Origin of the sequence: Bradyrhizobium centrosematis (assembly GCF_045571495.1) — a bacterium.
Classification (GTDB): domain Bacteria; phylum Pseudomonadota; class Alphaproteobacteria; order Rhizobiales; family Xanthobacteraceae; genus Bradyrhizobium; species Bradyrhizobium centrosematis.
The window spans coordinates 5,152,505-5,172,420 of the sequence record NZ_CP120703.1 but is presented as its reverse complement, the minus strand read 5'-3'; the positions used below and the strand labels follow the sequence as shown (position 1 = coordinate 5,172,420).

The 19,916-nt window shown below is 64.5% G+C and carries 17 protein-coding genes; 14 read left to right on the top strand and 3 right to left on the bottom strand.

Going from position 1 to position 19,916, the window contains the following annotated elements; translation table 11 throughout:
* The first annotated feature begins 17 nt into the window (after window positions 1-17).
* From P6U31_RS24800 to P6U31_RS24780, 5 genes are all read left to right on the top strand, one after another.
* A complete protein-coding gene (locus P6U31_RS24800) occupies window positions 18-1,400 on the top strand; it encodes an ethanolamine ammonia-lyase subunit EutB (protein WP_407184390.1) in 1,383 nt (460 codons plus the stop codon).
* Window positions 1,401-1,554: 154 nt separating this feature from the next.
* On the top strand, window positions 1,555-3,141 hold the full coding sequence (locus P6U31_RS24795; protein WP_407184389.1) for a B12-binding domain-containing radical SAM protein: 1,587 nt from the start codon (window positions 1,555-1,557) through the stop codon (window positions 3,139-3,141).
* Window positions 3,138-3,923: an ethanolamine ammonia-lyase subunit EutC gene (gene eutC / locus P6U31_RS24790; protein ID WP_407184388.1), complete on the top strand. Its 786-nt coding sequence runs from the start codon at window positions 3,138-3,140 to the stop codon at window positions 3,921-3,923. The genes P6U31_RS24795 and eutC overlap by 4 nt, the downstream gene beginning before the upstream one ends.
* Window positions 3,924-4,129: 206 nt before the next feature.
* Window positions 4,130-6,496: an efflux RND transporter permease subunit gene (locus P6U31_RS24785; protein WP_407184387.1), complete on the top strand. Its 2,367-nt coding sequence runs from the start codon at window positions 4,130-4,132 to the stop codon at window positions 6,494-6,496.
* Window positions 6,497-6,571: 75 nt separating this feature from the next.
* Window positions 6,572-7,354, top strand: a complete 783-nt coding sequence (locus P6U31_RS24780) for a methyltransferase domain-containing protein (RefSeq protein ID WP_407184386.1) — start codon at window positions 6,572-6,574, stop codon at window positions 7,352-7,354.
* Here P6U31_RS24780 and P6U31_RS24775 read toward each other — a convergent pair.
* On the bottom strand, window positions 7,312-7,500 hold the full coding sequence (locus P6U31_RS24775; protein ID WP_407184385.1) for a hypothetical protein: 189 nt from the start codon (window positions 7,498-7,500) through the stop codon (window positions 7,312-7,314). The two genes, P6U31_RS24780 and P6U31_RS24775, sit on opposite strands and share 43 nt — an antisense overlap.
* Window positions 7,501-7,587: 87 nt before the next feature.
* Window positions 7,588-8,085 carry a hypothetical protein gene (locus tag P6U31_RS24770; protein WP_407184384.1) on the bottom strand — a complete coding sequence of 166 codons (498 nt, stop codon included), beginning with the start codon at window positions 8,083-8,085 and terminating at the stop codon, window positions 7,588-7,590.
* Between the two features lie 463 nt (window positions 8,086-8,548).
* On the opposite strand from P6U31_RS24770, the gene P6U31_RS24765 reads away from it, so the two are divergent.
* The 6 genes from P6U31_RS24765 (at window position 8,549) to P6U31_RS24740 (ending at window position 14,706) form a co-directional block, all read left to right on the top strand.
* Complete coding sequence (locus P6U31_RS24765) at window positions 8,549-8,782, top strand: hypothetical protein (protein WP_407184383.1); 234 nt, start codon at window positions 8,549-8,551, stop codon at window positions 8,780-8,782.
* A gap of 191 nt (window positions 8,783-8,973) precedes the next feature.
* Window positions 8,974-9,858: a squalene synthase HpnC gene (hpnC, locus tag P6U31_RS24760; RefSeq protein WP_407184382.1), complete on the top strand. Its 885-nt coding sequence runs from the start codon at window positions 8,974-8,976 to the stop codon at window positions 9,856-9,858.
* A complete protein-coding gene (gene hpnD / locus P6U31_RS24755; RefSeq protein ID WP_407184381.1) occupies window positions 9,848-10,687 on the top strand; it encodes a presqualene diphosphate synthase HpnD in 840 nt (279 codons plus the stop codon). The genes hpnC and hpnD overlap by 11 nt, the downstream gene beginning before the upstream one ends.
* Window positions 10,687-11,943 carry a hydroxysqualene dehydroxylase HpnE gene (gene hpnE / locus P6U31_RS24750; protein ID WP_407184380.1) on the top strand — a complete coding sequence of 419 codons (1,257 nt, stop codon included), beginning with the start codon at window positions 10,687-10,689 and terminating at the stop codon, window positions 11,941-11,943. Before hpnD ends, hpnE begins: the two co-directional genes overlap by 1 nt.
* 64 nt (window positions 11,944-12,007) lie before the next feature.
* Complete coding sequence (shc, locus tag P6U31_RS24745; RefSeq protein WP_407184379.1) at window positions 12,008-13,960, top strand: squalene--hopene cyclase; 1,953 nt, start codon at window positions 12,008-12,010, stop codon at window positions 13,958-13,960.
* On the top strand, window positions 13,900-14,706 hold the full coding sequence (locus tag P6U31_RS24740) for a phosphorylase (RefSeq protein WP_407189937.1): 807 nt from the start codon (window positions 13,900-13,902) through the stop codon (window positions 14,704-14,706). The genes shc and P6U31_RS24740 overlap by 61 nt, the downstream gene beginning before the upstream one ends.
* A 70-nt stretch (window positions 14,707-14,776) precedes the next feature.
* On the opposite strand, the gene P6U31_RS24735 is transcribed toward P6U31_RS24740, so the two are convergent.
* On the bottom strand, window positions 14,777-16,045 hold the full coding sequence (locus tag P6U31_RS24735) for an ROK family protein (RefSeq protein ID WP_407184378.1): 1,269 nt from the start codon (window positions 16,043-16,045) through the stop codon (window positions 14,777-14,779).
* A gap of 256 nt (window positions 16,046-16,301) precedes the next feature.
* On the opposite strand from P6U31_RS24735, the gene P6U31_RS24730 reads away from it, so the two are divergent.
* The 3 genes from P6U31_RS24730 to P6U31_RS24720 are packed head-to-tail and all read left to right on the top strand — an operon-like array spanning window position 16,302 to window position 19,896.
* The gene (locus tag P6U31_RS24730; RefSeq protein ID WP_407184377.1) at window positions 16,302-17,264 is read left to right on the top strand and encodes a sugar-binding protein; all 963 of its coding nucleotides are present in this window, start codon (window positions 16,302-16,304) and stop codon (window positions 17,262-17,264) included.
* Between the two features lie 50 nt (window positions 17,265-17,314).
* Window positions 17,315-18,841 carry a sugar ABC transporter ATP-binding protein gene (locus tag P6U31_RS24725; protein ID WP_407184376.1) on the top strand — a complete coding sequence of 509 codons (1,527 nt, stop codon included), beginning with the start codon at window positions 17,315-17,317 and terminating at the stop codon, window positions 18,839-18,841.
* Complete coding sequence (locus tag P6U31_RS24720) at window positions 18,838-19,896, top strand: ABC transporter permease (protein WP_407184375.1); 1,059 nt, start codon at window positions 18,838-18,840, stop codon at window positions 19,894-19,896. Before P6U31_RS24725 ends, P6U31_RS24720 begins: the two co-directional genes overlap by 4 nt.
* Window positions 19,897-19,916 lie beyond the last annotated feature (20 nt).

Sequence of the window (19,916 nt, the reverse complement as noted above, 5' to 3'; positions counted from 1 at the left end):
CAACCCCGGAGAGACCGTTGGTCTACCGCCACACCATCGACGCCACGACCCACACATTCCCCGACTTGCGCGACCTGCTCGCCAAGGCGACGCCGCCGCGCTCCGGCGACCGGCTGGCCGGGATCGCCGCCGACACGGCCGAGCAGATGATCGCGGCGCGGATGGCGCTCGCCGACGTCCCGCTCGCCCAATTCCTGCAGGAAGCCGTCATTCCCTATGAGGCCGACGAGGTCACCCGTCTCGTCATCGACAGCCACGACGCCAAGGCGTTCGCGCCGGTGGCATCGCTGACGGTCGGCGCGTTCCGCGATTGGCTGCTGTCGGATGCCGCAACGCCCGATGTGCTGCGCAGGCTGGCGGGCGGCATCACGCCGGAGATGGCGGCCGCGGTGTCGAAGCTGATGCGCAACCAGGATCTGATCCTGGCGGCGCGGAAATGCGAGGTCGCGACCGCCTTCCGCAACACCATCGGCCTGAAGGGGCGGATGAGCACCCGGCTGCAGCCCAACCATCCGTTCGACGATGCCAGGGGCATCACCGCCTCGATCCTCGACGGCATCCTGCTCGGGGCTGGCGACGCCTGCATCGGCATCAATCCCGCCAGCGACGATCCGGCCGTGATCGCGCAATTGCTGCGGCTGCTCGACGAGATCATCGCGCGGCTGAAGATCCCGACGCAAGGCTGCGTGCTGACGCATGTCACGACGACGCTGTCGCTGATCGGGCAGGGCGTCCCGGTCGACCTCGTCTTCCAGTCGGTGGCCGGCACCGAGGCGGCCAACCGCAGTTTCGGCATCGACCTTGCGCTTCTGAAGGAGGCGCAAGACGCCGGGCTGTCGCTGCGGCGCGGCAACGTCGGCCAGAACGTGATGTATTTCGAGACCGGGCAGGGTTCGGCGCTGTCGGCGGGCGCCCATCACGGCGTCGACCAGCAGACCTGCGAGGCACGCGCCTATGCGGTGGCCCGCGCCTTTGCCCCGCTGCTGGTCAACAGCGTGGTCGGCTTCATCGGCCCGGAATATCTCTATGACGGCAAGGAAATCATCCGGGCCGGGCTGGAGGATCATTTCTGCGGCAAGCTGCTCGGCCTGCCGCTTGGCATCGACATCTGCTACACCAACCACGCCGAGGCGGACCAGGACGACATGGACAATCTGCTGACGCTGCTCGCCGCCGCCGGCGTCACCTTCATTATGGGCGTCCCCGGTGCCGACGACGTCATGCTGAACTACCAGTCGACGTCTTTCCACGACGCGCTCTATGTCCGGGACGTCTTCGGTTTGCGCCGCGCGCCGGAATTCGACGACTGGCTGGCGCGGTCGGGCATCACGGGCGGCGATTTCCGGATCGCCGGCGATGCAGGCTTGCTGCCCGATTTTGCCTCGCGCCTGATCGCGTGAGGCGGCACGAAGCGTCAAACTTTCTCTTTCAGGAAACCATCGGGGCCCTCCGGGATTATGCTTATGCCACAATATTGAGAAATTCCGGCGGCAGCGTTACGCTATGTGTCTGGCTGGCAATTTCCGCACCATCGGTCGTGGCGGGGGAGCTTAGATGCGAGCTGAAAGTAACGGAACGTCCCGGCGGATCCTCTGCGTGTTTCCGCGCTACACCTCCTCGTTCGGTACGTTCGAGCATTGCTATCCGCTGACCGATGGTGTCCGCGCCTTCATGCCGCCGCAGGGGCTGCTGCTGATCTCGGCCTATCTGCCACAGGATTGGCAGGTCAAATTCGTCGACGAGAACCTCCGTCGCACCACGAGGGAAGAGTTCGAATGGGCCGAGGCGGTCTTCGTCAGCGGCATGCACATCCAGCGCCAGCAGATGAACGACATCTGCCGTCGCGCGCATGAGTTCGATCTGCCGGTCGCGCTTGGCGGCCCCTCCGTCAGCGCCTGTCCCGACTATTATCCGTCGTTCGACTATCTCCATGTCGGCGAACTCGGCGATGCCACCAACCAGCTGATCGAGATCCTGTCGCGCGACACCTCGCGTCCTGACAGCCAGGTGGTGCTGACGACCAAGGATCGCGTGCCGATGACGGAGTTTCCGATCCCGGCCTACGAACTTGTCGACGTGAAGAAATATTTCCTCGGCAGTATCCAGTATTCCAGCGGCTGTCCCTATCAGTGCGAGTTCTGCGACATCCCCGGCCTCTACGGCCGCAACCCGCGCATCAAGACGCCGCAGCAGATCATCGCCGAGCTCGACCGCCTGCGCGAATGCGGCATGACCGATACGATCTATTTCGTCGACGACAATTTCATCGGCAACCGCAAGGCGGCGATGGACCTGCTGCCGCATCTGATCGAATGGCAGAAGCGGACCGGCTACGTGGTGCGGCTCGCCTGCGAGGCGACGCTCAACATCGCCAAGCGGCCCGAAATTCTCGAGAAGATGCGCGAGGCCTATTTCATCACCATCTTCTGCGGCATCGAGACGCCGGATCCCGACGCGCTGAAGGCGATGCAGAAGGACCACAACATGATGGTCCCGATTCTGGAGGGCGTGCGCACCATCAACTCCTACGGCATGGAGGTCGTCTCGGGCATCATCATGGGGCTCGACACCGACAAGCCGAATACGTCGGAGGCGCTGCTCGCCTTCGTCGAGGAGTCCCGGATTCCGCTGCTCACGATCAACCTGCTTCAGGCGCTGCCGAAGACGCCGCTGTGGGACCGGCTGGAGCGCGAGGGGCGCCTGGTCGAAGACGACAGCCGCGATTCCAACGTCGACTTCCTGTTGCCCTATGACGAGGTCATCGCATCCTGGAAACATGCCATGGCCGTCGCCTACGCGCCCGAGAAGGTTTATGCACGTTTTCAGTATCAATGCGACCACGTCTACGTGCACCGCCTCAAGATGCCGGTGTCGGACGAGATGAAGACCTGGCCCAACATCCGGCGCGGCCTCGTCATGCTGCGCAACATCTTCTGGAAGGTCGGCGTGCTCGGCGACTACAAGCGCGTGTTCTGGAAGTTCGCGCTAGGGCGCATCAAGCGCGGTGACATCGAAGGCCTGATCGGCTGCACTCTGATCGCGCATCACCTCATCACCTTCGCGCGTGCGGCCTCGAGCGGCAAGCAGAACGCCTCGAACTATTCGATCCGGCTGCGCGAGGCCGCCGTTCCCGCCGAATGAGCGACAAGTCCATTCCGGCTCGTCCGACTGTTGACCTGCGGTCATTCACACCCGCGCGCGTCGCGCTCGGGCGCAGCGGCGCAAGCGTGCCGACAAAGGCGCTGCTCGACTTCACGCTCGATCATGCCCGCGCCCGCGATGCCGTGCATGCCGCTTTCGATGCGCCGCGCCTGCTCGCCGATCTCCGCGCGCTCGGACTTGCCGTCACCGAGGCGACGAGCCAGGCGGTCGACCGCAGGGACTATCTGCGCCGGCCCGATCTGGGACGACGGCTTGAAGCGGGCTCGGCCGAGGCTCTGGTGCGAGCGGCTTCCGCGCCGTGCCAGCTCGCGCTTGTGATCGGTGACGGCCTGTCCGCGGCGGCGGTCCACGCCCATGCGGTGGCTCTGGTCAGGCGCCTGCTGCCGCTGCTCGCGGAAGGAGACGATGTCGCGATCGGCCATGCCGTCGTCGCCTCTGGCGCGCGCGTCGCGCTCGGCGACGAGATCGGCGCCATTCTCGGTGCGCGGATGGTCGTGATGCTGATTGGCGAGCGGCCCGGCCTGTCGGCGCCCGACAGTCTCGGCGCCTATCTGACGTTCGCGCCGAAGCCCGGCCGCACCGATGCCGAGCGCAATTGCGTCTCCAACATTCACCACGCCGGGTTGAGCTATGACGAGGCTGCCTTCAAGATCGCCTGGCTGGTCCGCGAGGGGCTGGCCCGCCAGGTCAGCGGCGTGGCACTGAAGGACGAGAGCGCAGACCGCGCGCCGCGTCGAATTGGCACATTCTCGCCCGGATGACCGGCAACCCCGCCCAAATCGCCGCTTCTTGATCGATTCGGCCACGCTGGGCCTGCTTGCGAAAAGACCTGTTGACCTGCTAAACCCCACGCGGCGATTTTCCGCGCATTTTCAAAGGGCAAGCCTCCCATTGGTATGGCGTTTTCAAGCCGTTCGCGCGGCGCGATAAGCTCTCAAGACCGAGCTGATTAGGAACTGGATAAGGCATGCTCGAAAAGCACAGCGAGAGTGAGGTTCATGTCGACAAGGTCGAGCAAGGACCTACGTCCTCGATCGCCTTCGGGCTGGAGCGTCTCGGGCTGATCGCCGTCCGGGCGCCGATCGTCTCCTGCATTGTCCTGCTGGCGCTGATCGTCGGCGCCGTGTTCGGCATCCACCGGATCAAGATTGACGATTCGCTGTCGCAGCTGTTTCGCTCCGACACCCGCGAATTCCGTCAATATGAAGAGGTGACGAAGAAGTTCCCGGCCGAGGAATTCGACGTCCTCGTCGTGGTCGAGGGCAAGACCCTGCTGGCGCGGAACAATCTGGAGAAGCTGCGCGACTTCGTCACCGACCTGCAGCTGGTCGAAGGCACGCGCGGGCTGGTCTCGCTGTTCTCGGCGCGTCAGGCGCCGGCGCCGGGCAAGTTGCCGGCGGCCCTGTTCCCGGCCGAACTGCCCGAAGGCGCGGCCTATGACAAGTTCATCGACACGGTCAAGAACAACGAGATCATCCGCGGCAAGCTGCTGTCGGAGGACGGCACGCTGGCGCTGATCGTGCTGTCACTCGATCCGGAGGTCGTCGCCTCCAACAAGCTGACCAAGACTGTGGGCGACATCCGCGCGCTGATGAAGGAGGATCTCAGCGACACCGGGCTCAACGTGCAGCTCTCGGGCGTGCCGGTGATGCAGCTCGAGATCCGCAACGCGGTCGAGCGCGACGGGCTGACCTACAACATTCTCGGCATTCTCGCCGGCTGCATCATCGCCATCATCTTCTTCCGCAAGATCTCGTTCATGATCGCGGCCGCATTTCCGCCGATGATCGCGATCCTGCTGGCGCTCGGCGCACTCGGCTGGGCCAATTTCAATCTCAACATGTTCCTGAACGTGATGACGCCGCTCATCATGGTGATCAGCTTCTCGGACTCGATGCAGCTCACCTTCGCCGCGCGCGACCGGCTGATCGCAGGCCAGGACAAGTTCACCGCGTTCAAGAACGCGGTGCTGGTGGTGGGCCCGGCCTGCGTGCTGACGCACGGCACCGCCGGCATTTCCTTCATCGCGTTGCAATTCTCCGACTCCGACCTGATCCGCAAGTTCGGAGAGGCGGGCCTTGCCGCCACCATTATCGCGCTGGTCGCCGTGCTGTCGCTGGTGCCGGTGTTCGGCGTGCTGTTCGTGCGCAACGAGAAGGTCTTTGCAGTCAAGTTCCAGGGCGCCGATGCCGGCGTCCAGGCGCTGCGCAATTTCTGCTACTGGATCGCGGTGCGGATGGTCGGCCGGCCCGGCCTGTTCAGCCTGATCGCGGTGCTGTTCGTCGGCGGCCTCGGCGTCATCTACGCCAATCTGGAGCCGCGCTACCGGCTCGCCGACCAGGTGCCGGACAAGCGCCAGGCGGTTGCCGCCAGCGACCGGCTCGATGCCAAGCTCACCGGTGCCAATCCGGTCAACGTGCTGATCGTGTTCCCCAAGGGTGAATCGCTCTATTCGCCGCAGACGCTCCAGACCATCGCCGAAGTCCACGCGACAGTCGAGAAGGCTGCCGGCGTCGGCAATGTCTGGTCGCTGGAGACGCTGCGCCGCTGGCTGGCGGAGAAAGCCGGCAGCGCCGACGTCGCGACGCTGAAGGAATATGTCAGCGTCATCCCCGAGCACCTGGTGCGGCGCTTCATCGACGCCGAGCAGGACGCTGTCGTTGTCGCCGGCCGCGTGCCTGACAAGGATTCCAGCCAGCTCCTGCCGATCGTCGACAAGCTCGATACCGAGCTCGACGCTGTCCGCAAGAAGCATCCCGGCTACGAGGTCGCGGTGACCGGTCTTGCCGCCATCGCCGCGCGCAACTCGGCCAGCATGATCGAGAAGCTGAACCGTGGCCTCACCGTCGAATTCGCACTGGTCGCGATCTTCATCGGCCTTGCCTTCCGCTCGTGGGTCGTGATGTTCGCCTGCATCCTGCCGGGCATCTTCCCGGTGGTGATGTCGGGAACGGTGCTGTGGGCGATGGGCGAGGGGCTGCAATTCGCCAGCGTCGTCGCGCTCACCGTCTCGTTCGGGCTCGGCTTGAGCGCCACCATCCACTTCCTCAACCGCCTCCGCCTGGAGAGCAAGCCAGGCGTCGGCTCCGCGCTCGCGGTGGAGCGCGCGACCGTGCTGGTCGGACCGGCGCTGATTCTGACCACGGTGGTGCTGGCCTGTGGCCTCGTCGTCACCGTGTTCTCCGACCTGCCGTCGCTGCGGCTGTTCGGCTGGCTCAGTGCCTTCTCGATGGTCATGGCTCTCGTCGCCGACCTCTTCATCCTCAGGCCGACTGCGATGTGGCTGATCAATTTGCACGCCAAGCTGCAGGGCACCGACAAGCCGGCCATCTGAGCAGCTTCATCCACCGGACATGGAATCGGCGCAGCCTGGGCGACTGCGCCGGGGGGCCGGCTGAGGATGCAGCCTATGCGGCACGACAGCTCGATCGTAGCGTTTCAGCAGAAGCGAGGCGGCGATTGCGCCGCCTTTCTCGTCCCGTTCCTGACCTCAGACATGATCCTGCTCGATGCCGGCTGCGGGCCCGGCACCATCACCGCGGCACTCGCAGGCATTGTGGGGAGGGCCGTCGGCGTTGATATCGAGCCGAAGGCAATCGCCGCGGCACATCAGCTTGCTGCGAGGACTGGCCTCACCAATGTGGCCTTTATCGAGGCCGACATGGCCGCCCTTCCGTTCGAGAATGGGACGTTCGACGTCGTGTTCTTTCACGCCGTGCTGTACCATCAAAGCGAGGCGGTGCTGACGCGGACGCTGGCGGAAGCCAGACGCGTGCTAAGGCCGGGCGGACTCGTCGCAACACGCGACGCCGATGTCGGCGGCAATGTTCTTTATCCTGAGCTCGATGGCGTACGTCTCGCGCTCGATCTCTGGCAGCGCTGGTACGAGCACGACGATGCGGAGGCGTTACGCTTCGGCCGGCGGCAGGGCTCCATTCTCCGCGCTCACGGGTTCACGCCGGTCTGGGCGGGCGCGAGCTACGTCAACCACAGCGCCGATGCGGAGAGCCGCAGCGAGGCTGTCGCCGACGCGCGGCGAAGCCTGCTTGGGCTTGGGCCGCAACTCATGGGCAAGGGGTTCGCGACGAATGATGAGATTCAGGCTGCGCTTGCCGGATGGGAGGCCTGGGGAGCCGATCCGGACTCGGTCTATTTCCGATGCCGGTGCGAATGCGTCGCACGCAGAGACTGATGGGCGCGCCTCGATCCGACGATACTATCCGGATTGAACTTGAAATCGCTCTCGGCGTGGTCCTGCTCCTGCGACAGCGTGAGCTCGCGATCGCACAGCGTCGCATCGATGCCGCGCTCGGCCATGGCGTTGGCGATCTCCTCCATCGATGAGTTCCGATGAGTTCGTGTCAGCAAAAAGCCCCCGGCTCGCGAGAACCGGGGGCTTTTTGTCTCTCAGCCGAGAAGAGCGTGTCAGCTCTTGGTCATAGTGATGTTGACGCCGCGGATCTCGCCCTTGGAAGAGATCTGCACCGTCTGTTTGGTGCCGTTGGTGCGCAGCGAGAGGTTGGCGGCAAAGCCGTTGGCCTCGACGAAGACCTCGATCTGGCCGCCGCCGGCGGTACCCTGCAAATTGCCGAAGATGTTGCGGCTGGACTCGCTCCAATTGCCGGAGATGCGCTCGCCCTGGCTCGTCACGTCGCTGGTGAGGTCGAACTTGTAGCTGTCGGACGCACAGTGCAGGGCCTGCTTCAGATTGAGGCCGCTGCCGGCGACCTTGTAGTCGGCCTTGCAGCGAATACGCTCGGTGGAGCCGTCGGACAGCGACACCGTGCCGGTGCCGGACCAAGCGCCGTCGAAACCGGCAAACGGGCCGGAGGACTGAGCATGGCTTGCCGAAATCGAAAAGAGCAGCGCCGCCCCGATGCCGGCCGCCTTGATTGCCAGTCCAGATCGCCCAAAGAATGTCATCGCAAATATCCCGTTTTGGAAGGACGCCCGCTCATGCGTGATAACGTCTCGCCACATCGAAAGTTTAGTGCTCCGAGCCAGTGTCAGGTTCAAAGCCGGACCGCCAGAGATGGCCGTTCACGACGTCTCGCGCCAGGCCCGGATTGGTTGATTTGCACTTGTTTCGGCATGTTTCTGGCGGGAAAAGCGGGGCGGAGAGATGCAGCTCTGCAACAGGTATGCAGTAAAACGCAGTCTCCCGGAATTATGACGTAGTATCAATCTCTTACATCTGCCAATGAAGGTCGGGGGAAGACCTGATTTGGCGGGCGCGGCGCCAATTTGGCCGCATTTGCCAGTGCTTGTGCCTTCTCTGAGGCCGCACTTTCCGCGCGGCAACTTGCCATCAGAATAGTCCGATCCGGTCGTCAGCCCTGTGCAGTCCGGGCCCGGTGCGATTCTGCCGTCAGAATGAAGGAATACAATGCGTAAGCTTCTCGTCGCTCTCACCCTGCTGTCGGCATCTGTTTCGACGACGGCGTTCGCACAGCAAGGGCGTGGCACGGACGCCGAGCAGAAGGCCTGCACGCGCGACGTGCAGAAGTTCTGCCGTCCGGTTATCGATCAGGGCGATTTCACCATCCTGGCCTGCCTCAAGGAGAACCGGGCCAAGATCTCGCAGGCCTGCGACCAGGTTCTGAAGAACCACAACCAATAAGCTCGGCCACTGGCTCACAAAAGGCGGCCCCATGGCCGCCTTTTCGGACCTGATCCTGGGAAGGGCTGCCATCGCGAGACAGGATTGGTTTTGCGGCCATATTCCCCTATATGGGGGCCGCGGCGGATCGCCGGCATGAGCCCGCGAGCGAAGAAGCCCTTTCTATCCAAACGATTGTAAGCCAGCCCTCGATGACCTCTGCGAGCGAATTGCGATCCGGCAAGGGTGACCGCGACGAGAATTTTCCCGTCGCGTCATGGATCATTCATCCGCGACATCGCGCCCTGATCCTGGCGTACTATAATTTCGTCCGGACCGCCGACGACATCGCCGACCACGCCACGCTCCCGCCCGACCAGAAGCTCGCCTACCTCGATCTGCTCGAGGCGGAACTGCTCGGCAAGGGCGACAGCCAGGCCGAGGCCGTCAGCTTGCGGCGCGCGCTGGCCGAGCGCGGCATGGCGCCGCGCCACGCCCTCGACGTGCTGATCGCGTTCCGCATGGACGTCACCAAGCTGCGTTACGAGAGCTGGGACGAGGTCATTCATTATTGCCGTTATTCGGCGATGCCGGTCGGCCGTTTCATGCTCGACGTCCATGGTGAGAGCACCTCGACCTGGGCCGCGTCGGACGCGCTCTGCGCCGGCCTGCAGATCAACAACCATTTGCAGGATTGCGGCAAGGACTTCCGCGAGCTCAATCGCGTCTACCTGCCGCGCGATGCGCTGGCAGCACACGGTGCCTCGGTCGAGCAGCTCGGGCTGTCACAGTCGCCGCCGGCGATGCTGGCCTGCCTGCAGTCGCTCGCCGCGCGCAACGAGGCGCTGCTCGACGAGGGCAGGTCGCTGAGCGCCGAGATCCGCGATTTCCGCCTCGGCGTCGACGTCGCAGTGATCCAGGCCTATGCCGACCGCATCGTGCGGCTCTTGAAGGTGCGCGATCCCCTGCGCGAGCGGGTGCATCTGAACAAGTTCGAACTGCTCGTCTTCAGCCTTGCCGGAATGCTCGGCGAGGCCGGCCGCCGCGCCGTGGGACGCAGGGCCATTTCCAGACCGGGGACTGCACATGACGCTTGAGGCGACCTCGCCCGGCGCCAATTATGGCTCGACCGCATCCGGCAGCTCCTTCTACGCCGCGATGCGCATCCTGCCGCATGACCAGCGCGAAGCGATGTTCCAGATCTACAGCTTCTGCCGCCAGGTCGACGACATCGCCGATTCCGACGGGCCGCGCGATCAGCGGCTCGCCGCGCTTCAAGCGTGGCGCGACGACATCGAAGCGCTCTATCAGGGTAACCCGCCGCCGCGGCTGAAGGACTACGTCACCTCGGTGAAGACCTTCGGCCTTAAGCGCGAGGATTTCCTGGCGATCGTCGACGGCATGGAGATGGACGTACCGCAGGACATCCGCGCACCCGACATGGCGACGCTCGATCTGTACTGCGATCGCGTCGCCAGCGCCGTGGGACGGCTGTCGGTGCGGGTCTTTGGCCTGCCCGAGCAGGACGGCATCCAGCTCGCCTATCATCTGGGCCGCGCGCTTCAGCTTACCAATATCCTGCGCGACATCGACGAGGATGCCGGCCTCGGCCGGCTCTATCTGCCGCGCGAGGCGCTGCTGCATGCCGGCATCACCTCTGATGACCCGAACCGCGTCATTGCCGAGCGCGCGCTGCCGAAGGTCTGCATGCCGCTGGCCCAGCGCGCGAAGGTGCATTTCGAGAAGTCGGACGAGATCATGAACCGCAACAAGCGCCGCGCGGTGCGCGCGCCGCGGATCATGTCGAAATACTATCATTCCATTCTGGATCTCCTGATTGCGCGCGGTTTCAATGCGCCGCGCCAGCCGGTGCGTGTGTCGAAGATCACGCGCATCGCCATCCTGCTCCGCTACGCTTTCATCTGATGCAAAAGACAGCTCACATCATCGGTGCTGGAATTTCCGGCCTCTCCGCCGCCGTGCGGCTCGCCAATGCCGGCTTCAACGTCGTCGTGCATGAGGCCACGCACCAGGCCGGCGGCCGTTGCCGTTCCTATTTCGACGGCGCCACCAACCTCACCATCGACAACGGCAATCATCTGCTGCTGTCGGGCAACAGCCACGCGCGGGCCTATGCACGCGCGATCGGCACCGAGGCCGGCCTCGTCGGTCCCGAAAGCGCGCAGTTTCCGTTCGTCGACATCAAGACCGGACAGCGCTGGCAGATCGATCTCGGCGCCGGCCGGCTGCCGACCTGGGTGCTCGACGAAAGCCGCCGTGTGCCCGACACCGGACTCACCGATTATCTGAAGCTGGCACCGCTGATCTGGGCGTCGGAACAGACGCTGGTCGGCAAGTCGATTCCGACCGAAGGCATCCTTTATCAGCGCCTGGTGCAGCCGCTGCTGCTCGCCGCGCTCAACGTCGATCCGCCCGAGGGCTCGGCGGGGCTTGCCGGTGCGATCGTGCGCGAGACGTTGCTTGCGGGCGGGCAGGCCTGCCGTCCACTGATCGCGCGCGAGGGTCTCAGCGCCGTGCTGATCGAGCCGGCCGTGAAGTTCTTGACTGAACGTGGTCACACCGTTCAGCTCGGCCACGAGCTGCGCGCGTTTGCAAGCAGCGACGGCAAGGCCAGTGCGCTGAATTTCGGCGGCGAGGACGTGATCCAGCTTGGCGAGGGCGATGTCGCCGTGATGGCGGTGCCGCCGCGTGCGGCCTCCACCCTGCTGCCGGGCCTGAAGACGCCGACGGAATTCCGCGCCATCGTGAATGCCCATTTCCGCTTTGAGCCGCCGCCGGGCTCGCCGCCGATCCTAGGCGTGATCGGCGGCGTGGTGGAATGGCTGTTCGCTTTCCCGAACCGGCTTTCCGTCACCATCAGCAATGGCGATCGTCTGGTCGACATGCCGCGCGAGGAACTCGCGCAGGCGATCTGGAATGACGTCTGCCAGGCGGGCGGCGTGTCGGGCGAGCTGCCCCCGTGGCAGATCGTGCGCGAGCGCCGTGCCACATTTGCGGCCACGCCAGCCCAGAATGCCTTGCGTCCAGGGCCGGTCACTGCGCTGAAAAACCTGTTCCTTGCCGGCGATTGGACTGCTACGGGATTGCCTGCAACCATCGAGGGATCGGTCCGGTCGGGAGACCGCGCCGCCGATCTGGTTTTGGCCGCCAAAGGATCCTGAGAGGCGGTCCTGACGGGCGATGTCCCGGTCAACTTTCAATCGACTATCGGAGCAATCGAGCGACATGGATTCCGTGAACGCGATCAGCCGCGAAGCTTTGGAATCGAGCATTGCGTCGGCCACCCAGGGCATCCTCGGCTTCCAGCAGTCCGATGGCCATTGGGTGTTCGAGCTCGAGGCCGACTGCACGATTCCGGCCGAGTACATTCTGCTGCGCCACTATCTCGCCGAGCCGGTCGATACCGTGCTCGAGGCCAAGATCGGCAATTATCTGCGTCGCGTGCAGGGCGCCCATGGCGGCTGGCCGCTGGTGCATGACGGCGAGTTCGACATGAGCGCCAGCGTGAAGGCCTATTTCGCGCTGAAGATGATTGGCGATTCCGTCGACGCGCCGCACATGGTGCGTGCGCGCGAGGCGATCCACGCTCGCGGCGGTGCGATCAACAGCAACGTCTTCACCCGTTTCCTGCTCGCGACGTTCGGCGTCGTGACCTGGCGCGCGGTGCCGGTGCTGCCGATCGAGATCGTGCTGCTGCCGTTCTGGTCGCCGTTCCATCTCAACAAGATCTCCTATTGGGCGCGCACCACCATGGTGCCGCTGATGGTGATCGCCGCGCTGAAGCCGCGCGCGAAGAATCCGAAAGGCGTCGGCATCGACGAGCTGTTTCTTCAGGATCCGCGTTCGATCGGCATGACCGCGAAGGCGCCGCACCAGAGCATGGCCTGGTTCCTGCTGTTTCGTTCGCTCGATGCGATTCTGCGCGTGATCGAGCCGCTGTTTCCGAAGAGCCTGCGCAAGCGCGCGATCGATGCCGCGCTCGCCTTTATCGAGGAGCGGCTCAACGGTGAGGACGGCATGGGCGCGATCTATCCGCCCATGGCCAACATCGTCATGATGTACGACGCGCTCGGCAAGGACGAGAACTATCCGCCGCGCGCGATGACGCGCCGGGGTATCGACAAGCTGCTCGTGATCAACGACGAGGAGGCCTATTGCCAGCCCTGCGTCTCGCCGGTCTGGGACACGACGCTGACCGCGCATGCGCTGCTGGAAGCCGGCGGCGACAAGGCGGTGCCGGCGGCCAAGCAGGGCCTCGACTGGCTGATCCCGCGGCAGGAGCTCGAGGTGAAGGGCGACTGGGCGGTGAAGCGGCCCGACGTGCGTCCGGGCGGCTGGGCGTTCCAGTACAACAACGCGCATTATCCCGATCTCGACGACACCGCCGTGGTGGTGATGTCGATGGACCGCATGCGCCGGGAGCACGGTGCGACCGGTTATGACGCCGCGATCGCCCGCGGCCGGGAGTGGATCGAGGGCATGCAGAGCGACGATGGCGGCTGGGCCGCCTTCGACGTCAACAATCTCGAATATTATCTCAACAACATCCCGTTCTCGGACCATGGCGCGCTGCTCGACCCGCCAACCGAGGACGTCACGGCGCGCTGCATCTCGATGCTGGCCCAGCTCGGCGAGACCGCGAAGACCAGCAAGCCCGTCGCCGACGGGGTCGCTTACTTGCGGAAGACCCAGCACCCCGAAGGGTCCTGGTACGGCCGTTGGGGCATGAACTTCATCTATGGAACCTGGTCGGTGCTGTGCGCCCTCAACATGGCCGGCGTCGACCACAAGGACCCTATGATTCGCAAAGCCGCGGCCTGGCTGGCCTCGATCCAGAACGAGGACGGCGGCTGGGGCGAGGACGCCGTCAGCTATCGGCTCGACTACAAAGGCTGGGAGGCCGCCCCCTCGACCGCCTCGCAAACGGCATGGGCCTTGCTTGCCCTGATGGCTGCAGGCGAGGTTGATCACCCGGCCGTCGCCCGCGGGGTGGAGTACCTGATTGCAACACAAGACAAAAAAGGACTGTGGGACGAGCAGCGGTACACCGCCACAGGCTTCCCCCGCGTGTTCTATCTACGTTATCATGGTTACCCAAAGTTCTTTCCGCTGTGGGCATTGGCGCGGTATCGGAACTTGCGGAACACCAACAGCAGGGTGGTAGGGGTCGGAATGTGACTTTGGGGACGGGGGACTATTTTACCGCGGGTCAGACGGTCGACCCGCGGCCGATACTGATCGTGACCGGATTGGTCCAGGAGGCCCGCATCGCAGCCGGGCCCGGAATGGCGGTCATCTGCTCATCCAGCAGCCCGACGCAGTTGCGGGCGCTTTTGACCGTCGTGGATCCCGAGACGATTCGCGGCGTGATCTCGTTCGGCGTGGCCGGCGGGCTGGACCCGACGCTCCGCTCCGGCGACGTCGTGCTGGCGACCGAAGTGCTGTCCGGGGATGCCCGTTGGGCCGCGGGACTCTCGCTGGGCGACGATCTGATCGACCGCCTAACCTCGGGCCGCCGCCGCGTTGTGCGCGGCAGCCTCGCCGGTGCCGAGGAGGTGGTCACGAAGCGCTCCTGCAAGGCGGCGCTGCATTCGGAGACGGGAGCTGCGGCCGTCGACATGGAAAGCCACATCGCCGCCGCCTACGCCGCCGAGGCCGGGCTGCCCTTTGCCGCGGTCCGCGTCATCAGCGATCCTGCCCATCGCGCCCTGCCGGCGCTGGCCCGCGCCGCCATCAAGCCGAACGGTCAGATCGACCTCGCCGCCGTGCTGCGCGGCATCGTCCGCAATCCGGCAACGCTGCATGCGCTGGTCTCGACCGGCATCGACTTCAACCGCGCGCTGCGGAGCCTGCGCGGCTGCCGCGACTATCTGATCGGCACCGAGCTGATCGAGAGCGAGGCGCTGGTGTCGAAGGCGGCGTGATCCCTTGATGCGATGAAACAAAGGGCCCGGTCGCGATTTGCGACCGGGCCTTTTGCGTTTTGGTACATGCTCACTCGGTCGCCTCCATGCGGTTTCGGTCCACAACCCACAGCGTCCGTCGCACCATGCCCTCGACGATTGCCGCCGACTCGCTCGGACGCAGATAGATCGCCGTGGACTTGAGCAGCCATGGCAACACCGCTTGCTCGAGCCGCTCCTCATAGGCGCGGCGCATCATGTCAAATGCCTGCAGTCCGGGTCCCGCCAGGATCACATGCTGTGGACGCAGCACGGATATCGTTGCCGCGACCGCCTCGGCGAGCGCGCGCCCTGCCTGCTGGAACACTTGCTCGAGACGGGGATCGCCCCGCCGCGCCCGCTCGCGCAGGAGCGCCATCTGCGCCTCGGAAGGTTGTTGCGCCGCCGCCGGCGGCAGGTCGAGAAAGGTGCGGGCGTCGCGGTAGAGCGCATAGTCGGCGAGATGGGCTTCGATGCAGCCGCGCTGGCCACAGCGACATTGCGGTCCGTTCGATCCCAATTTGATATGGCCAATCTCGCTGCCCGCACCGCCGCCCCAGCGCGCTTCCCCGTCGACGACGACGCCCATGCCGACGCCGTGGCCGACCATGATCGTAGCTGAGAGGCCCTGCGCCAATGTCGGCTCCGCGGCGCAGAGGGCGAGCGCAACCGCCACAGCGTCATTCGCCATCACGACTTCGGCATCGTAGGCCTCGCGCACCGGCCTCACCAGGTCGACATCGGTGACGGACAGCGCCGGACTCCACAGGTGCCGGCCAGTGTCCGCGTTCACGATTCCCTGCAGGGCAATCCCTATTCCCAACAGGCGATGGCGCGGTGTGGCCGTCGCCTCAAGCATCGCATCGATCTGCGCGATCACGAGATCGCATAACGCGCCCGCATCGAGAGCTCGCGTCGCGATTTCGAGCCGCGATTGTGCCAGGCCGGAGCCGCTGAAATCCGCGATCAGTGTTTCAATCAGATTCATGCGGAGCGAGACCGCAATGATGCGGCCGAACTCCGGGTTCAGGGTCAGCAGCACAGCTGGCCGGCCGCGGCGGCGGCCGTTCAGCCCGTCCGCATCGTCTTCGTCCGTGTCCTCGGACCATGAGGTGGCTGCCGTCTCGGTCTCGCACAGCAACTCTTCCGCGATCAGTCTCGATGTGAGGCCAGACACGGCGGGGAAGCTCAAGCCCGTGCTCCGGGCGAGCTCCACACGGGGCAACGGCCCCTGGCGTCGCAAGACCTCTACAAGGCGGCCGCGGTTCGAGCCACGCGCGGGGCTGGAAATTCGTCTCGGCTGCTCAATTTGGTCAACCATACTGTCTCTTTAATTCAGGAAGTGAAGTTAATTGGATGGACGCGACGGGTGTGATCGAAAAAGCACGTCCCGAAAGTGTCGTTTGAGAGTCATATTTACTAATATCATACCTCATGTACTATTTTCGCGTGAGCGAGGTAGGCAGTACATCCCAATTCCGATGTCTTTGCTCTGCGGCATTTATTCGCTGCATAAATAAAATGACGCGCGAAAGCGTCGAGAAGCCCATCACTGGGCGGACCATAGGGAGGTGAACATGAACGGATCGATGCGGAAATTGCTAGTCCCGGTGCTCGCAACCGCCGCGCTCGCGATGGCAACGGGGGTGGCGCAAGCCCAGCAGAAAAAGACCATCGCGCTGGTCACCAATGTGGCGGCCGACTTCTGGACCATTGCCGGCCGGGGCCTCGAGAAGGCACAAAAGGAGCACCCGGACTACAATATCGAACTGATCGTCACCAACGAAGGCACGGCCGCGGGCCAGCGGCGCGAGTTGGACGACCTGCTGGTACGCGGCGTCGCCGGCATCTCCATCTCGGTCGACGATGCGCCGCATGCGACCGAACAGCTCAACAAGGTCGCGGCCAAGACCGTGCTGATCACGACGGACAGCGACGCGCCGCAGAGTAATCGTCTCGCCTATATCGGCACCGACAACGTCGCGGCCGGGCGACAAGCAGGCGAGGAGATCAAGAAGGCGCTGCCGAACGGCGGCAAGATCGCGCTGTTCGTCGGCACGATGGACGCGGACAACGCCCGCGAGCGGGTACAGGGCATCAAGGATGCCATCGCCGGCACCAAGGTCGAGCTGGTCGACGTATTCACCGATCAGGTGGACTTCGCCAAGGCCAAGGCGAATATCGAGAACGTGCTCGTCAAATATCCCGACATTGCGCTGTTGTCCGGCCTTTGGAGCTACGAGACGCCGCTGATCTATGACGCGGTCAAGGCGGCGGGCAAGGCCGGCAAGGTCAAGATCGTCGGCTTCGACGAGGACCAGCGCACGCTGCGGGGCGTCTCCGACGGCACCATCGAGTCTACGGTGGTGCAGCAGCCTTACGAGTTCGGCTATCTCTCCGCCACCAACATCATCAAGACGCTGAACGGCGACAAGTCCTGGATCCCGGCGGGCGGCAAGCTGATCGTGCCGACCAAGGTGATCAGCAAGTCCAACGTCGCGGACTTCACCGCAAATCTGAAGGCCCTTCTGAAGAAGTGACTTTCAGCGCCCGGCGGCGTGGCCGCCGGGCGTGGTGCGGGAGGAAATGAATGGCGGAAATCCTGTTCGAACTCGTCGGGATCACCAAGTCCTATCCTGGGGTCATGGCGCTCGACGATGTCAGTCTGCGAGTGTATCGCGGCGAGGTGTTGGGCCTGATCGGCGAGAACGGCGCCGGCAAATCGACGCTGATGCGCGTGCTGGGTGGCGTGATCGCGCCGAGCGAGGGCGTGATCCGCATCGGCGGCGCCGACCACGCCCGTCTGACGGTGAACGAGGCGACGCAGGCCGGTATCGCCTTCGTGCATCAGGAACTGAACCTTTTCGAAAATCTCGACGTCGCCGCCAACGTCTTCATCGGGCGCGAGAAGCTTGTCGGCGGACCGCTGAAGCTGGTGGACGACGCGGAGATGCGTGCCCGCGTGACGCCGCTGCTGGAGCGGCTGGGTGCCGATTTCACCCCGGACACGTTGGTCGACAACCTGTCGATCGCCGAGCGGCAGTTGGTGGAGATCGCCAAGGCGCTCTCGATCGACGCCCGCGTGATCATCATGGACGAGCCGACCTCCAGCCTGACGATTTCGGAGACTGAACGGCTGCTGGAGGTGATTGCCGATCTGAAGGCGCACGGCATCTCGGTGATCTACATCTCTCACCGACTCGGCGAGATCATGACCTGCGCCGACCGCGTCGTGGTGCTCCGCGACGGGCGCACGGTGGGAGAGCTGGCGCGGGACAGGCTGAGCCACGCCGCAATGATCCGGTTGATGATCGGCCGCGACCTGAAAGCGCTGCATACGCCGCCGAAGCGGCCGCCGCTGCCGGGCGGTTGCGACGTCGTCGGCCTCGTGACGTCGGCCTTTCCCGACCGCCAGATCGATCTTTCCGTGCGGCATGGCGAGATACTCGGACTGGCAGGGCTCGTGGGCGCCGGTCGCACCTCCCTGGCTCGCGCGGTTTTCGGCATTGATCCGCTGCTGGGCGGCGAGATCAGGATCGACAACGCGCCGGTCGATGTCGCATCGCCGCGGGACGCGATCAGGCAAGGCATCTATCTGATGCCGGAGGACCGCAAGAAGTCCGGGCTCGTGCTGGAACTGCCGATCCGGGAGAACGTGACACTCGCCAGCCTGCTGCATTACGCACGGATGTGGCTGGTCAGTGGCCCGGCGGAGCGCAAGGTCGCGAAAGAGCAGGTGAGGCGCCTTTCCATCAAGGTGCCGAGCATCGATGTGGAGGCCGTGACGCTCTCCGGCGGCAACCAGCAGAAGGTCGTGGTGGGCAAGTGGCTTTCCATGCGGCCGCGCGTGATGTTCTTCGACGAGCCGACTCGTGGTGTCGATGTCGGTGCCAAGAGCGAAATCTACGCGCTGATGCGAGAGCTCGCCGACCAGGGCGTCGCGATCGTGATGATTTCTTCGGACATGGAGGAGGTCATTGGCGTCTCCGACCGGATCGCGGTGATGCATGAAGGGCGCATCAGCGGCGTGCTGCAGCGCGAGCAGTTCAGCGAATACAACGTATTGCAGCTTGCAATCGGCCACGCGCTGGAAGCCGCGGAAGCGGTTGCGCCATGAACAAGAAAGAACTCGGCCTCGGCCTGCTGCTCCTCGTGATTTCAGCCGTCACGGGTGCGATCAATCCTGCCTTCCTGTCGCTCGTGAACTTGCTGAACATGGCCAACCTGATCGGCCTGTTCGGTGTGTTTGCACTTGGCGAGGGCCTGGTGATCATCACCGGCGGCATCGACCTTTCGCTTGGCTCGATGTTCGCGCTGCTCGGTGTCGTATTCATCGACCTTCTGACGACTTATCAGGTTCCCTGGCCCCTGGCGCTGGTGGCCGTGTTGCTGGGCGGGCTGGCGCTTGGAGGAATTCAGGGTTTCCTCGTCACCCGGTTGAAGATGCAGCCCTTCATCGTGACGCTGTGCGGGTTGCTGATCTATCGCGGCGCCGCCCGCTACTACACGACCGACTCGACACGTGGCTTCGGCTACGGCGACGAGGCTGCGACGCTGAGCAGCATTGCCTCCGGCAATGTGGCTGGCGTCCCGAATACCTTTATCTTTCTGATCCTCCTTGCGCTCGTCCTCGGCGTGGTGCTGCACCGTTCGGTCTACGGGCGCTGGCTTTATGCCGTCGGCAAGAACGAGGAAGCGGCGCGCTTCTCGGGCATCAACACGAATATCGTGATCGCCGCCGCCTACATCATCAGCGGTGGGCTCGCCGGAGTTTCAACAGTCTTGTTCGTGTTTTACACGAACTCGGTGTCTCCGAGCTCCTTCGGCAATTTCTATGAGCTCTACGCGATCGCGGCGGCTGTCCTCGGCGGGTGCAGCCTGCGCGGCGGCGAAGGCTCTATCCTCGGTATCGTGCTGGGGACTGCGCTGCTGCAGGTGCTGCAGAACCTCGTGAATATCCTGGGCATCCCCAACTCCCTGAACTTTGCAGTGATGGGGACGGTGATTCTGATCGGCGTGTTGGCGGATCATCAACTGCAGGCCCGACGGCGACGCAAGATGGCGCTGGCCGGCCTCGCCCGCACGGCGCCGAGATCGACATTTGAAGGACAGCAGGGCGCAGCACCGCGCGGCGTAGACGCGTTGCCGGCGAGAACGGGCGACCAGGCATGATGGATCCAGGCTCCAGTTGA